We start from the raw sequence: 12,742 nt of genomic DNA, 5'->3' as shown, positions 1-12,742 counted from the left end.
TCCCACCCCCGCCCGATACCCTCACCCCGTGAGCACCCGAGCCGTCTTCGCCCTGCCGCCAGGCGCCCGCGCCTACCCCCTGCGCACCACGCGCGGCGAGTTCGCGGTCGTGGATTCGGCCGTGCCCGACGGCGTCACCCCGAAGGGCACCGCGCTGCTGCTCCCCGGCTTCACGGGCAGCAAGGAGGACTTCACGCTGCTCCACGAACCGCTCACCGCGCGCGGCTACCGGATCGTGGCCGTGGACGGGCGCGGACAGTTCGAGTCGGACGGGCCGGAGACCGACGAATCCGCTTACGCACGCGGCGAGTTGGCGCGGGACGTGCTCGCCCAGGCGGCCGCACTCGACACCCCCGTGCACCTGGTGGGGCACTCCCTGGGCGGTCAGATCGCGCGCGCCGCCGTACTGCTCGACCACTCCCCCTTCCTCTCCTTCACCCTCGTCTCCTCGGGCCCCGCGCAGATCTCCGACTCCCAGCAGCAGCGGGTGAAACTGCTGCGGGACGCGCTCGGTGTGATGACGATGGCCGAGGTGTGGGACGCGATCCTGGCCATGGGCCCGCCGGAGGAGGTCGGCGGTCTCGCCAAGGGCATCGGGGACGTCGTACAGCTGCGGCGCCGCTGGCTCGGCAACAAGCCCGCCCAACTCCTCGCGACCGGCCGTCAGTTGTGCACGGAACCGGACCTCGTGGAGGAACTCGCCGCCGTCCCGCTGCCGTTCCACGTGCTGTCCGGCTCGCAGGACGACACCTGGCCGGTGCCCCTCCTCGACGACATGGCCGTACGGCTGCGCGCCCGCCGCACGGTGATCCCGGGTGCCGACCACTCCCCCAACGCCGACGAGCCGCTGCCCACGGCTCACGCCCTGGCCGACTTCTGGGACGCCCTCGGCCGATAGGCGCTCAGTACTGCGCCTGCAAGTGCTCCCAGAACCCGTCCCGCAGCGCCCGCCGCAGATCGGACTGGCCGCGCAGGGAGTACTGGAGCAGCCCCTCCGCCTCCACCAGCAGGTCCTGGTCCACCGAGCCCGGCAGATAGGGGTGCCCGGGCAGGAGCTCCTGGAGCGCCGCCCGCCCGCGCTCCGCGAGCCACTTCGCGGCGATCTGCGCGCCCACGAAGCGGACGTCGTCGCGGGCCGGCCGGGTGGCCGTCGCCTCGTAGGGGACGGCGGCCCGCCGGGAGACGTACGGCTTGAAGAAGTCGAGGTCGAGGGTGCGCTGGCTGTCGACCTCCCACAGGAGGGGTTCGGCCTGGTTGCGGCCCTCCGGTGCCTCGATGCCCCACAGGTGGACGCGGGCGCCGTAGCCCTGGGCCGCCTCCACCGCCGAGACCAGGTCCTCGTCGCCGCCGAGGAGTGCCGCGTCGCTGATCGCGCGGTGGCGGGCCAGGGACTCCAGGTCGGAGCGGATCAGTGAGTCGACGCCCTTCTGCTGGTTGTTGGCGTTGAGGTTGCCCAACCGGACCTTGACGTCCGGGAGCTCGGCGATGGACTGCTGCTCCGCCGTGTGGATGCGGCGTCGCGCGCCGTCGTACCAGTAGACCCTGAGCAGTCGGCTGTCCGCGAAGATGGTGCGGGCCCGGTCGATGAGGGCCTCGATCAGTCCCTCGGCGTCGAGGTCGAAGGCGCGACGGTCCTCGGTGCCGGTGACGAGTCGCCCCGCGGCCGCGTAGAGGTAACCCGCGTCGACGAAGATCGCATGCGTCGAGGGCGTCTTCGCCACCTCGGCGAGCATGCGAGTGAGCAGCTCGTTGGTGCGGTCGATGCGGGCGCTCAGGGACGCCAGGTCGTCGTTCATCGCCTCCATTGTCCCGGCGGTCACGCTGCGAACACAACCGGTCCCAAGGAGTCTCCGAAGACTCACTTACCGGTCAGTAGTTAGCCGTTCGAAAAATTTCTTTAGCGTAGGGAATGTTTGTAACACGAACCCCGTTGACTACCTCTGTACGCAGTAATTCTCCGCAGGAGGATGACCAGACGAAGGGAGAAGCCATGCGCTTCGAAATCATGCGACTCGACGACGTCGACGGCACGCCCGTGGACAGCACTGTCGTGGACGCCGCCTCCGTCAACCGGATCGTTCAGCAGGCCGCCGCCATAGGACAGCGGCTCTGGATCCGTCCGGCCGACACCTCGGCCTCGTAACCCCACCTATACAGACGCGGATCACCGCTGAAGCTTCAGAGCCCCCGCCGGGCATCGACGCCGGGCGGGGGCTCTGCGCATGTCCCGGGAGGTTCAGCTCCCCTGGATCACCTGCGTGATCCCGTTGATGATCTGCTGCACGGCGATCGCGGAGAGCATCATGCCCGCGAGCCGTGTCACCAGCACGACCCCGCCGTCCTTGATGACCCGGATGATCAGCAGCGAGTACCGCATCACCAGCCACAGCACGACATGGATGGCCAGGATCGCCGTCCACACCGAGACCTGGGTGGCGACGCTGTGGGCCTTCTGCACGGCCAGGATGACGGAGACGATCGCACCCGGTCCCGCCAGCAAGGGCATGCCGAGGGGTACGAGCGCCACGTTGACGTCCTTGGTCTGCTTCGGCTCGTCGGTCTTGCCGGTGAGCAGGTCGAGCGCGATCAGCAGGAGCAGCAGCCCGCCCGCGATCATCAGCGCGGGCACGGAGACATGCAGGTAGTTCAGGATCTGGTGGCCCAGGAGCCCGAAGACGGCGATGACCCCGCCCGCCACGCAGACGGCCTGGAAGGCCATCCGTTTCTGCACCTTGCCGGGCCGGCCGGCGGTCAGCGCGAGGAAGATCGGGGTGATGCCGGGCGGATCCATGATCACGAACAGGGTGAGGAAGAGCGAGCCGAAGACGGCGACGTCGAACATGGTGGAACTGGCCTTACGGAACGGGGTGGAACACGGCGCCGGGCACGGACACGGCCAGCGGCGCCGGGTGAAGGGAAGCGGGGTGGGACCTCAGATTCCGCCGGTCCCGGGGACGGGGAACGCGCCCGTCGCCCGCCGCGTGATCTCCCCGTAGACCTCGGGGTCCGTCGTGTACTCACCGAGGGCGACCGTCTTGCGGCTGCCGTGGTAGTCGCTGGACCCGGTGACGAGCAGGCCCAGGTCGGCGGCGAGCCCGCGCAGCCGTACGCGCGTGTCCTCGTCGTGGTCCATGTGGTCGACCTCGATGCCGTCGAGGCCGGCGGCGGCCATCTCGGCGATCGCGGACTCCGGGACGGTGCGGCCGCGCTTGCTCGCGCCGGGGTGGGCGAAGACGGTGACCCCGCCGGCCCCCTTGACCAGCCGGATCGCCTCGAAAGGGTCGGTCTCGTGCTTCTCCACGTGGGCGCGGCCGCCGTCGGCCAGCCAGTCCTGCGTGAAGGCGTCGTCCACGCTCGGTACGACCCCGAGCTCGACGAGCGCGGTGGCGACGTGCGGCCGCCCGACCGAACCGTCACCGGCGATCCGCGCCACCTGCTCCCAGGTGACGGGCACGCCCAGCTCCTGGAGCCTGGCCACCATCCCGCGCGCCCGGGGCACCCGGTCGTCCCGCACGAGCTCCCGCTCGGCGAGCAGCTCCGGCTCCTCGGGGTCGAACAGGTAGGCCAGCATGTGCATGGACACCCCGTCGATCCGGCAGGACAGCTCGGCCCCGGTGACGAGGGTGAGCCCGGCGGGCAGCGCGGCCATGGCCTCGCGGTACCCGCGGGTGGTGTCGTGATCGGTGAGGGCGACGACGTCCAGCCCGGCAGCGGCGGCGTTGCGCACCAGTTCGGCGGGCGTGTCGGTCCCGTCGGACGCCGTGGAGTGGCAGTGCAGATCGATGCGCACGACGAAGAACTCCAACGGACCGGGCACGGGAAGGGACACCCAAGCGTAACCCCGAGTGGCGCGGGGTCGTGCCGACGTGCGACTCCGCCGCGTGGACGCGACCAGCCACGACGAGCAACGGGCCGGTGGCCGGCAGGAGGGGGGCGGCCCGCACCCGCCCGGCGGCGGACGCCCTGCCCCGGTGGGCCCTACGGCTTCAGCAAGCGCGGCGACAACGCCCCGCAGGGCACCAGTTCCACTTCCGCCCCGGCGTCCCGCAGGTCCGTCAGCACCAGTTCGTCGTACATCAGCAGTCCGGACTGCTCGGGCCACACCACGGCCCACAGCCACAGCCCCAGCGCCTCCCCCGCGAACACCGCCCGGTCCTCCGGCGCCCCCGAGACATGCCACAGCGGCGTCGGCCGGCCGGCGGCGAGCACCTTCACCTGCGGCGGTTTCTCCACGTTCATGTAGGGCCCGGGGTCCGGCCCGTCCATCCCGGCGTAGCGCGCCCCGAGTCCGACACCGAGCTCCTCGGCCACGAGGATCAGCTCGCCGACACCCCCGAGCGGGCCGGGACCGGTGCACGCCACAGCCGTCGCACGACCTCCGCTGCGGTCGTCGCCCGCGCAGGCCACGCCCGTGAAGAGCCAGCCGACCGGCAGCGGCCACGGCATCCACACCGGCACCTGCGTGCGATGCACCACGACACCGAGGGCCTCGACGCTGGGCGGGGTCACGGGCTGCAACGGATGCACCGTCCCGTGCACGTCGCACTGCCAGGAATCGGCGAAGAGTCCGGGAGCCCTGACCCGGCCACCACACTTCGGGCAACTGGGTTCGCCCCTCATAGGGCCCCACGGTCCTACCCTCGCTCCGCCACGTCAAGGACGATCACCCGTCCGGACGGAACGGGTTGCCGGGGCCTCACCAGAGAGAACTAGATGCGCCTTGCATTATTTAGCTGACCTAACTTACTATGTGTATATACCAACTATCTCCGTGAGGAGTGGAGGACGACCATGGACCCCTTCGATGCGGGAGCCGGCGGCATCCTGCGCCAGCCGAAGGCCGTGTGGGCGACGGCGGGTGCGTCCGTCGTCGCCTTCATGGGCATCGGACTCGTGGACCCGATCCTGCCGTCGATCGCGAAGGGCCTGGACGCCACGGCGAGCCAGGTGTCCCTCCTGTTCACCTCGTACTTCCTGATCACCGCGATCGCGATGCTGGTCACCGGCTTCGTCTCCAGCCGCATCGGCGGCAAGAAGACCCTGCTGCTCGGCCTCGCCCTCGTCGTGGTCTTCGCCGGACTCGCGGGCACCTCGGGCTCGGTCGGCGAACTGGTCGGCTTCCGGGCCGGCTGGGGCCTGGGCAACGCCCTGTTCGTCTCCACCGCCCTCGCCGTCATCGTCGGCGCGGCGGCCGGCGGCAGCGCGGCGGCGATCCTGCTGTACGAGTCCGCCCTCGGCCTCGGCATGGCGTGCGGCCCCCTGCTCGGCGCCCTCCTCGGCGACGCGAGCTGGCGCTACCCGTTCTTCGGTACGGCCTTCCTGATGGCCGTCGGCTTCCTGTGCGTCACGGCGTTCCTGAAGGAGCAGCCGAAGCCGGCCCGCAAGACCTCCCTGCTCGACCCGATCAGGGCGCTCGGCCACGGCGGGCTCGCCTCGGCCGCGGTCTCGTCCTTCTTCTACAACTACACGTTCTTCACCGTGCTGGCCTTCACCCCGTTCGTGCTGGACATGACCCCGTACAAGTCGGGTGCCGTGTTCTTCGCCTGGGGTGTCCTGCTCGCCGTCTTCTCGGTGTTCGTCGCACCGCGCCTCCAGGAGCGGTTCGGCTCCCTGAAGGTGCTCGGCGGTTCGCTGGTCCTGCTCGCGCTCGACGTGCTCGTCCTCGGCTACGGCGACCACACCGCGGCCATCGTGTGCACGATCCTGTCCGGCGCCTTCATCGGCGTGAACAACACGGTCTACACGGAGCTGGCGCTCGGCGTGTCGGACGCCCCGCGGCCCGTGGCGAGCGCCGGCTACAACTTCGTGCGCTGGTTCGCGGCGGCCGCGGCGCCCTACTTCGCGCCGAAGATCGAGGAGTGGACCGACATCCACGTCCCGTTCGTGGTGGCGGCGGTGACCGCGGTACTGGGCGCGCTCGTGGTCGTCGTACGGCGCAAGGCGCTCACCCATGAGGCGCAGGAGCTGGAGCCGAGGCACGCGGTCGAGGACAGTGTCACGGTCTTCGCCAACTGACGGCTCACGGTGACCACTTGGTGAGCTTGCTCACGCGCGGCTCACTCCAGCGGGACGGATTTCCGGGACGGATCCCTGAGGTCCGTCCCGTTCGTCAGCCAGCGCTCCTGGAGGGCCTGGGCACCGTGGACGCGCTTCCAGGCGGCCTCGTTGGGGGTCATGGGGAGCAACGGCAGGAAGCGGACCGGGTCGAGGGGCTCGTCGAGCTCCAGGTCCTCGACCAGGCCGCCCGGCTCGGCGACCAGGACCGAGGTGAACGGGGCGCCGGGCCACAGGTGTTCACCCACGTCGAGCGAGGCACCCGGGGCCACGACCACGCCCTCGACCTGCGGGGACGCGGCGAGCACGGCGAGCGGGCGGAGCACCTTGTCGGTGTCGGCGAGCCCCGCCCGTACGGAGACGAGCAGTTCGGCGCGCGGACCCTTGACCGGGTCGGCGAGCATCGCGGTGGGGTCGCCCATCGGCTGGGCGGACATGCCGAGCGTGGCGTAGCGGACGACGTCCCCGTCGGTGAAGCGGAGCACCTCGATGCGGTCCGTGCCGAGGAAGGTGACCGCCGCGCGCGCGTCCGGCTCGCCCAGCGCGCTGCGCAACCGGGCCTCGACCAGAGGAAGAACATCTGCCATGCGGCGAGCATAGAACTCGTCAGTACCGGGCAAAGCAGCGCCTTGACACTTCGGCCTGCTGGTACTCTGGCCCGGTCGTCGGGGCAGCACGCAGAAGCGTAGCGATCGAGTCGCGACGCCTTGTGAGACTCCCTTGCGGGAATGGATCGTCCCTTACGAGGGACCGGCCGGAGGAGGTGGGGCTGTCATGGATCGAAGTCGACCTGGTAGTACCACTCGTTCTTCCGGCCGCTGATGCAGCTCTGTGACTCTCGGCAACCGCCGCCTTTCACGTTCGCGTCTTCGTGCGGAAGAGCACTTCGTTCGTTTTGCCTGATCTGTCTGATCTGCCTGATCGCCAGCAGTAGCTGAATCAGTAGCGAAGCTCGCCACCGCGATGGTGCGGTGCTCCCCGCTTTGTGGACGTGCCAAACACCTACAGCAGGACGTCCTCATTCCGGGTGGTTCCAGCCCTCGCCGGCGCCCTTTGTTGCCCGTCACGAAGGAGCCTGCCATGTCGATGATCCGTGACCTGCGTGCCGCCGTACGCCCGTCGCGTCCCTCGCTGCGCAAGGACACCGGCGCGTACGACGCGACGCGCGACCCCTCGACGCCCTCCGCCGTCGTCGACTGCGCCGTCTACCGCGACGGCCGGCGTGTGCCGACCGAGCAGCAGACGAGCCCGCACGAGGCGATGCGCCAGGTGCGCCGCGACGGCGGGTTCGTGTGGATCGGCCTGCACGAGCCGAGCGAGGCCGAATTCTCCGGTATCGCCGCGGAGTTCGGGCTCCACCCGCTCGCCGTCGAGGACGCCGTCCAGGCCCACCAGCGGCCCAAGCTGGAGCGCTACGACGACACCCTGTTCACCGTCTTCAAGACCATCCACTACGTCGAACACGACGAACTCACCGCCAACAGCGAGATCGTCGAGACCGGCGAGGTCATGTGCTTCACCGGCCGGGACTTCTTCATCACCGTCCGGCACGGCGGCCAGGGCTCGCTCAGGGCGCTGCGGCACCGGCTCCAGGACGACCCCGAACTGCTCGCGAAGGGCCCCTCGGCGGTGCTGCACGCGATCGCCGACCATGTCGTCGACGGCTATGTGGCGGTCGCCGACGCGGTGCAGGACGACATCGACGAGGTGGAGACCGAGGTGTTCACGCCGGGACGCGGCGGCAAGGTCTCGCGCGGTGTCGACTCGGCGCGGATCTACCAGCTCAAGCGGGAGGTGCTGGAGTTCAAGCGGGCCGTCGCCCCGCTGCTGCGCCCCATGCAGCTGCTCAGCGAGCGGCCGATGCGGCTGGTGGACCCCGACATCCAGAAGTACTTCCGGGACGTCGCCGACCACCTCGCCCGGGTCCAGGAGCAGGTCCTCGGCTTCGACGAGCTGCTCAACTCGATCCTCCAGGCCAACCTCGCGCAGGCGTCCGTCGCGCAGAACGAGGACATGCGGAAGATCACCTCGTGGGCCGCGATCATCGCCGTACCGACGATGGTGTGCGGGGTCTACGGCATGAACTTCGACTACATGCCGGAGACGCACTGGCGATTCGGCTACCCGGTGATCATGGCGGTGACCGGAGTCATCTGCATGGGCATCCACCGCACCCTCAAGCGCAACGGGTGGCTCTAGGGTGGGCCCCATGACAAGTGAGCTGCTCGACCGGGCCCTCGTCGAGGAGGCCACGAAGAAGTCCGGCCTCATCTGGGTCGAGGGAACCGGCGGCCCGGCCCGCGCCCTGTGGCACGTGTGGCACGAAGGCGCCGCGTGCCTGGTCGGCGACGGGCCCGGGGAGCAGCCGCTGCCAGGGCTGGCCGACGGGGGCACCGCCGAGGTGACCGTCCGCAGCAAGGACAAGGGGGGCCGGCTGGTCTCCTGGTCGGCGAGGGTCGTCGAACTGGCGGCCGGGTCCGAGGCGTGGGAGGCGGCGGTCGCCGAACTTAAGGGCAAGCGGCTGAACGCCCCCGACGGCGAGGCGATGACCGAGCGCTGGTCCCGCGAGTGCCGGGTGCTCCGGCTGGAACCGACCGGGGTCACGGCCCCGCTGCCCGAGGGCGACCTGGCCGCACCGCCGCGGCCGACCCCGGCGACCACCCGTGAGCCGGTCCCCGCCGGCCTTCCGCGGCTGCTGGTGAAACGGCGCAAACGCTAGGACGCCGGCAGCTGCTTGCCGTAGTCGACCGTCTCGTCCTTCTTCGGCTCGGTCAGGGGGAAGTTCCTGCCCCACGCCGAGAAGGTCAGGGTGCCCGCGCCGCCCGCCCGTGTCAGGCGCAGCGGGTACGGCTCGCCCTCCAGGGAGACGTCCAGGGTGCCGCCGTCCCCTTTGTCGCCCGTGATGCGGATCGTGCGGGTACCCGCCTGCTCGTGGTGGCCGTCGGTGTCGAGGCTGCCGTGCAGCGTCAGAAGTCCGTCGAGGAGAACGTCCTTGTCCGTGAAACCGCTGAACTTCTTGTACGCCGGGTCGCCCGACGGCACCTTCACGTACTTGCCGTCGAGCTTGTCGGCGGCCGCGTCCGAGTCCTCGCCCTTGCCGTCGGCCTTGGTCCAGAAGCCCGCGTCGGCCTTCAGGTACAGCGCCTCGCCGACCCGCAGGAGCTGGAACGTGGTCCCCTCGGCGGTGACCGAGCCGGAGCCGCCCTCGGAATTCAGGCGCATGTCGAGTTTGTACGTACGTCCGCTGGTGACCACGTTCCCCGACAGGCGCAGCGCGCCGGCGGACTCGGCGGCCGCACGCGTCTTCGACTGGATCTGGTCGGCGGGCAGTCTGCCGACCCCGTTGGTGCCCGCGTCGGGGTCCTCGCTGCAGCCCGTCAGTCCGGTTCCCGTCACGACCAGGGCGCACATCGCGCCCACCACAATGGTCCTGCGGGCACGGCCCTGGGGAATCGCGGTCACAGGTGGGGCTGCCTTTCCGACAAGGGTCCTTCAGCGGCGTACGGCAGCGTACCGGGGCCCGGGTCCCCGGGCGGAGCCAGTCCGTCCGGACCCCTCACCAGGGCGTATCCGATCGGTACGGGCTAGCCTTAAGCCCTCCCGAGCGGGCAATCCGGACAACGAACGACGAACGAAACAGCCCGTACGCACCCCCGTACGCGGCCTCGAACACAGCCTCGCAGGCAAAGGAAGCACAGCCATGGCAGCGGGAGCCCCCCGGATCTTCGTCTCGCACCTCGCCGGTGTCGCCGTCTTCGACCCCAACGGCGACCAGGTGGGACGCGTCCGCGATCTGGTCGTCGTACTGCGTGTGGGGCGCAGGCCGCCCCGGGTGCTCGGGCTGGTCGTCGAACTGTCCACCCGGCGCCGCATCTTCCTGCCCATGACCCGGGTGACGAGCATCGAGTCCGGCCAGGTCATCACCACCGGTGTGCTCAACGTCCGCCGCTTCGAGCAACGGCCCACCGAGCGCCTCGTCTTCGGCGAGCTGCTCGACCGGCGGGTCACCCTCGTGGAGAGCGGCGAGCAGGTCACCGTCCTCGACATCTCGGTGCAGCAACTGCCGGCCCGCCGGGACTGGGAGATCGACCGCGTCTTCGTCCGCAAGGGCGGCAAGGGCGGGGCGTTCCGGCGCAAGGGCGAGGCGCTGACCGTCGAGTGGTCCGCCGTCACCGGCTTCACCCTGGAGGAGCACGGACAGGGCGCGGAGAGCCTGCTGGCCACCTTCGAGCAGTTGCGCGCGGCCGACCTCGCCAACGTCCTGCACCACCTCTCCCCCAAGCGGCGCGCGGAGGTGGCCGCGGCTCTCGACGACGACCGCCTGGCCGACGTACTGGAGGAGCTGCCCGAGGACGACCAGATCGAGATCCTCGGCAAGCTGAAGGAAGAGCGGGCCGCCGACGTCCTGGAGGCCATGGACCCCGACGACGCGGCCGACCTGCTCGCCGAGCTCCCCACCGAGGAGCAGGAGCGCCTGCTGAGCCTGATGCAGCCCGGCGACGCGGCCGACATGCGGCGCCTGATGGCGTACGAGGAGCACACGGCCGGCGGTCTCATGACGACGGAGCCGATCGTCCTGCGCCCGGACGCGACCGTCGCCGACGCACTCGCCCGGGTCCGCAACCCCGACCTGTCCCCCGCGCTGGCCGCCCAGGTGTACGTGTGCCGGGCGCCCGACGAGACCCCGACCGGCAAGTACCTCGGCACGGTCCACTTCCAGCGGCTGCTGCGCGACCCCCCGTACACCCTCGTCAGCTCGCTCGTCGACGACGACCTCCAGGCCCTCGACCCGGACGCGACACTGCCGGTGATCGCCGGGTTCTTCGCGACGTACGACATGGTCGCGGCGCCCGTGGTCGACGACTCGGGCTCGCTGCTCGGCGCGGTGACCGTGGACGACGTCCTCGACCACATGCTGCCCGAGGACTGGCGGGAGACGGAGTTCGACGCGGAGGGGGCGGCCCACCATGACGCCTGAGCGCGAGACCCCGAACCGCGAGCGCGCGTCCTCCGGTTCCCGCGAGCGCACCCCCGCCGGCGCCACGGCGACCAGCCGTCCCCGTGCCCGCCTCGACCAGCCGCGCCCGCCGAGGCGCAGGCTGCTGCCCGAGTGGGACCCGGAGGCGTTCGGCCGCCTGTCCGAGCGGATCGCCCGCTTCCTGGGCACCGGACGGTTCATCGTCTGGATGACGGTCGTCATCATCGCGTGGGTCCTGTGGAACGTCTTCGCACCCCGCGACCTGCGCTTCGACAACTACCCGTTCATCTTCCTCACCCTGATGCTGTCCCTCCAGGCCTCCTACGCCGCCCCGCTGATCCTGCTCGCGCAGAACCGGCAGGACGACCGGGACCGGGTCAACCTCGAACAGGACCGCAAGCAGAACGAGCGGTCGATCGCGGACACGGAGTACCTGACCCGCGAGATCGCCTCCCTGCGCATCGGCCTCGGCGAGGTGGCCACGCGTGACTGGATCCGCTCCGAGCTCCAGGACCTGATGAAGGAGCTGGAGGCACGGCAGCACGACGGGCACGTCGTATTCCCGGCAGAACGGCCGCACGGGCGTGACGTAGACGACCACTGACGGGGGTGCGGGGGGTGCCCGCCACCGCCGTACCATCGTCTGTATGGCTAGCGAAGACGCGGTGCGCGAGGCACTGGCGACGGTGAACGACCCCGAGATCAACCGCCCCATCACGGAGCTCGGGATGGTCAAGTCGGTCGACATCGGCGCGGACGGGGCGGTCGCGGTCACCGTGTACCTGACCGTCTCCGGCTGTCCGATGCGCGAGACGATCACGCAGCGCGTGACGGACGCGGTCGCGGCCGTCGAGGGCGTCACACGCGTCGACGTCACGCTCGACGTGATGAGCGACGAGCAGCGCAAGGAGCTGGCGACGGCCCTGCGGGGCGGCCAGACCGAGCGTGAGGTCCCCTTCGCGAAGCCCGGGTCCCTGACCCGCGTCTACGCGGTCGCCTCCGGCAAGGGCGGCGTCGGCAAGTCCTCGGTCACCGTGAACCTGGCGGCGGCGATGGCGGCCGACGGCCTCAAGGTGGGCGTGGTCGACGCCGACATCTACGGCCACTCGGTGCCGCGCATGCTGGGCGCCGACGGCCGCCCGACCCAGGTCGAGAACATGATCATGCCGCCGTCGGCGAACGGCGTGAAGGTCATCTCCATCGGCATGTTCACCCCGGGCAACGCCCCGGTGGTCTGGCGCGGTCCGATGCTCCACAGGGCCCTCCAGCAGTTCCTGGCGGACGTGTACTGGGGCGACCTGGACGTCCTGTTGCTCGATCTGCCTCCCGGCACGGGTGACATCGCGATCTCGGTGGCGCAGCTCGTCCCGAACGCGGAGATCCTGGTGGTCACCACGCCTCAGCAGGCGGCCGCGGAGGTCGCCGAGCGCGCGGGCTCCATCGCCGTCCAGACCCACCAGAAGATCGTCGGCGTGGTCGAGAACATGTCCGGCCTGCCCTGCCCGCACTGCGGCGAGATGGTGGACGTCTTCGGCACGGGCGGCGGCCAGACGGTCGCGGACGGCCTGACCCGCACGACGGGGGCGACGGTCCCGGTCCTCGGCTCCATCCCGATCGACGTCCGCCTCCGAGAGGGCGGCGACGAGGGCAAGCCGGTCGTCCTGACCGACCCGGAGTCGCCGGCGGGGGCCGCGCTGCGGGGGATGGCGG

The 12,742-nt window shown here is 70.5% G+C and carries 14 protein-coding genes; 8 read left to right on the top strand and 6 right to left on the bottom strand.

Annotation, left to right across the window (positions count from 1 at the left end; all coding sequences use genetic code 11):
• Positions 1 to 28 precede the first annotated feature (28 nt).
• On the top strand, positions 29 to 898 hold the full coding sequence (locus AOJ26_RS29285; RefSeq protein ID WP_053851372.1) for an alpha/beta fold hydrolase: 870 nt from the start codon (positions 29 to 31) through the stop codon (positions 896 to 898).
• 4 nt (positions 899 to 902) lie between these two features.
• On the opposite strand, the gene AOJ26_RS29280 is transcribed toward AOJ26_RS29285, so the two are convergent.
• On the bottom strand, positions 903 to 1,796 hold the full coding sequence (locus AOJ26_RS29280) for an NYN domain-containing protein (RefSeq protein ID WP_053851371.1): 894 nt from the start codon (positions 1,794 to 1,796) through the stop codon (positions 903 to 905).
• Positions 1,797 to 1,990: 194 nt separating this feature from the next.
• Between AOJ26_RS29280 and AOJ26_RS43030 the strand changes: the two genes are divergently transcribed.
• A complete protein-coding gene (locus AOJ26_RS43030) occupies positions 1,991 to 2,143 on the top strand; it encodes a hypothetical protein (protein WP_007384531.1) in 153 nt (50 codons plus the stop codon).
• A 93-nt stretch (positions 2,144 to 2,236) separates the two neighbouring features.
• On the opposite strand, the gene AOJ26_RS29275 is transcribed toward AOJ26_RS43030, so the two are convergent.
• The 3 genes from AOJ26_RS29275 to AOJ26_RS29265 form a co-directional block, all read right to left on the bottom strand.
• The gene (locus AOJ26_RS29275; protein ID WP_053851370.1) at positions 2,237 to 2,842 is read right to left on the bottom strand and encodes a MarC family protein; all 606 of its coding nucleotides are present in this window, start codon (positions 2,840 to 2,842) and stop codon (positions 2,237 to 2,239) included.
• 90 nt (positions 2,843 to 2,932) lie between these two features.
• A complete protein-coding gene (locus tag AOJ26_RS29270; RefSeq protein ID WP_053851374.1) occupies positions 2,933 to 3,790 on the bottom strand; it encodes a PHP domain-containing protein in 858 nt (285 codons plus the stop codon).
• Between the two features lie 188 nt (positions 3,791 to 3,978).
• A complete protein-coding gene (locus AOJ26_RS29265) occupies positions 3,979 to 4,620 on the bottom strand; it encodes a DUF6758 family protein (protein ID WP_053851369.1) in 642 nt (213 codons plus the stop codon).
• A gap of 171 nt (positions 4,621 to 4,791) precedes the next feature.
• Here AOJ26_RS29265 and AOJ26_RS29260 point away from each other — a divergent pair, with 171 nt between their 5' ends.
• Positions 4,792 to 6,015 carry an MFS transporter gene (locus AOJ26_RS29260; RefSeq protein ID WP_053851368.1) on the top strand — a complete coding sequence of 408 codons (1,224 nt, stop codon included), beginning with the start codon at positions 4,792 to 4,794 and terminating at the stop codon, positions 6,013 to 6,015.
• Positions 6,016 to 6,056: 41 nt separating this feature from the next.
• Here AOJ26_RS29260 and AOJ26_RS29255 read toward each other — a convergent pair whose 3' ends face one another.
• The gene (locus AOJ26_RS29255) at positions 6,057 to 6,641 is read right to left on the bottom strand and encodes a suppressor of fused domain protein (RefSeq protein ID WP_053851367.1); all 585 of its coding nucleotides are present in this window, start codon (positions 6,639 to 6,641) and stop codon (positions 6,057 to 6,059) included.
• Between the two features lie 493 nt (positions 6,642 to 7,134).
• On the opposite strand from AOJ26_RS29255, the gene AOJ26_RS29250 reads away from it, so the two are divergent.
• Both AOJ26_RS29250 and AOJ26_RS29245 read left to right on the top strand, forming a co-directional pair.
• Positions 7,135 to 8,253 (top strand): magnesium and cobalt transport protein CorA, encoded by a 1,119-nt coding sequence (locus tag AOJ26_RS29250; RefSeq protein WP_053851366.1) that lies wholly within the window; start codon positions 7,135 to 7,137, stop codon positions 8,251 to 8,253.
• A gap of 10 nt (positions 8,254 to 8,263) precedes the next feature.
• The gene (locus AOJ26_RS29245) at positions 8,264 to 8,773 is read left to right on the top strand and encodes a hypothetical protein (RefSeq protein ID WP_053851365.1); all 510 of its coding nucleotides are present in this window, start codon (positions 8,264 to 8,266) and stop codon (positions 8,771 to 8,773) included.
• Here the strand turns inward: AOJ26_RS29245 and AOJ26_RS29240 are convergent.
• Positions 8,770 to 9,516, bottom strand: coding sequence for a hypothetical protein (locus AOJ26_RS29240; RefSeq protein WP_053851364.1), 747 nt, complete (start codon positions 9,514 to 9,516; stop codon positions 8,770 to 8,772). The genes AOJ26_RS29245 and AOJ26_RS29240 overlap by 4 nt on opposite strands.
• A gap of 238 nt (positions 9,517 to 9,754) precedes the next feature.
• Here AOJ26_RS29240 and AOJ26_RS29235 point away from each other — a divergent pair, with 238 nt between their 5' ends.
• The 3 genes from AOJ26_RS29235 to AOJ26_RS29225 form a co-directional block, all read left to right on the top strand.
• On the top strand, positions 9,755 to 11,032 hold the full coding sequence (locus AOJ26_RS29235) for a magnesium transporter MgtE N-terminal domain-containing protein (RefSeq protein ID WP_053851363.1): 1,278 nt from the start codon (positions 9,755 to 9,757) through the stop codon (positions 11,030 to 11,032).
• Positions 11,022 to 11,636: a DUF1003 domain-containing protein gene (locus tag AOJ26_RS29230; protein WP_053851362.1), complete on the top strand. Its 615-nt coding sequence runs from the start codon at positions 11,022 to 11,024 to the stop codon at positions 11,634 to 11,636. The genes AOJ26_RS29235 and AOJ26_RS29230 overlap by 11 nt, the downstream gene beginning before the upstream one ends.
• 43 nt (positions 11,637 to 11,679) lie before the next feature.
• A partial coding sequence (locus tag AOJ26_RS29225; RefSeq protein ID WP_053851373.1) for an Mrp/NBP35 family ATP-binding protein occupies positions 11,680 to 12,742 on the top strand: 1,063 nt, incomplete at its 3' end.

Source organism: Streptomyces sp. NRRL B-24085, assembly GCF_001282115.1.
In the GTDB taxonomy this organism is placed as follows: domain Bacteria; phylum Actinomycetota; class Actinomycetes; order Streptomycetales; family Streptomycetaceae; genus Streptomyces.
The sequence above is the reverse complement of the archived record's forward strand: the minus strand, read 5'-3'. Positions and strand labels throughout refer to the sequence as shown.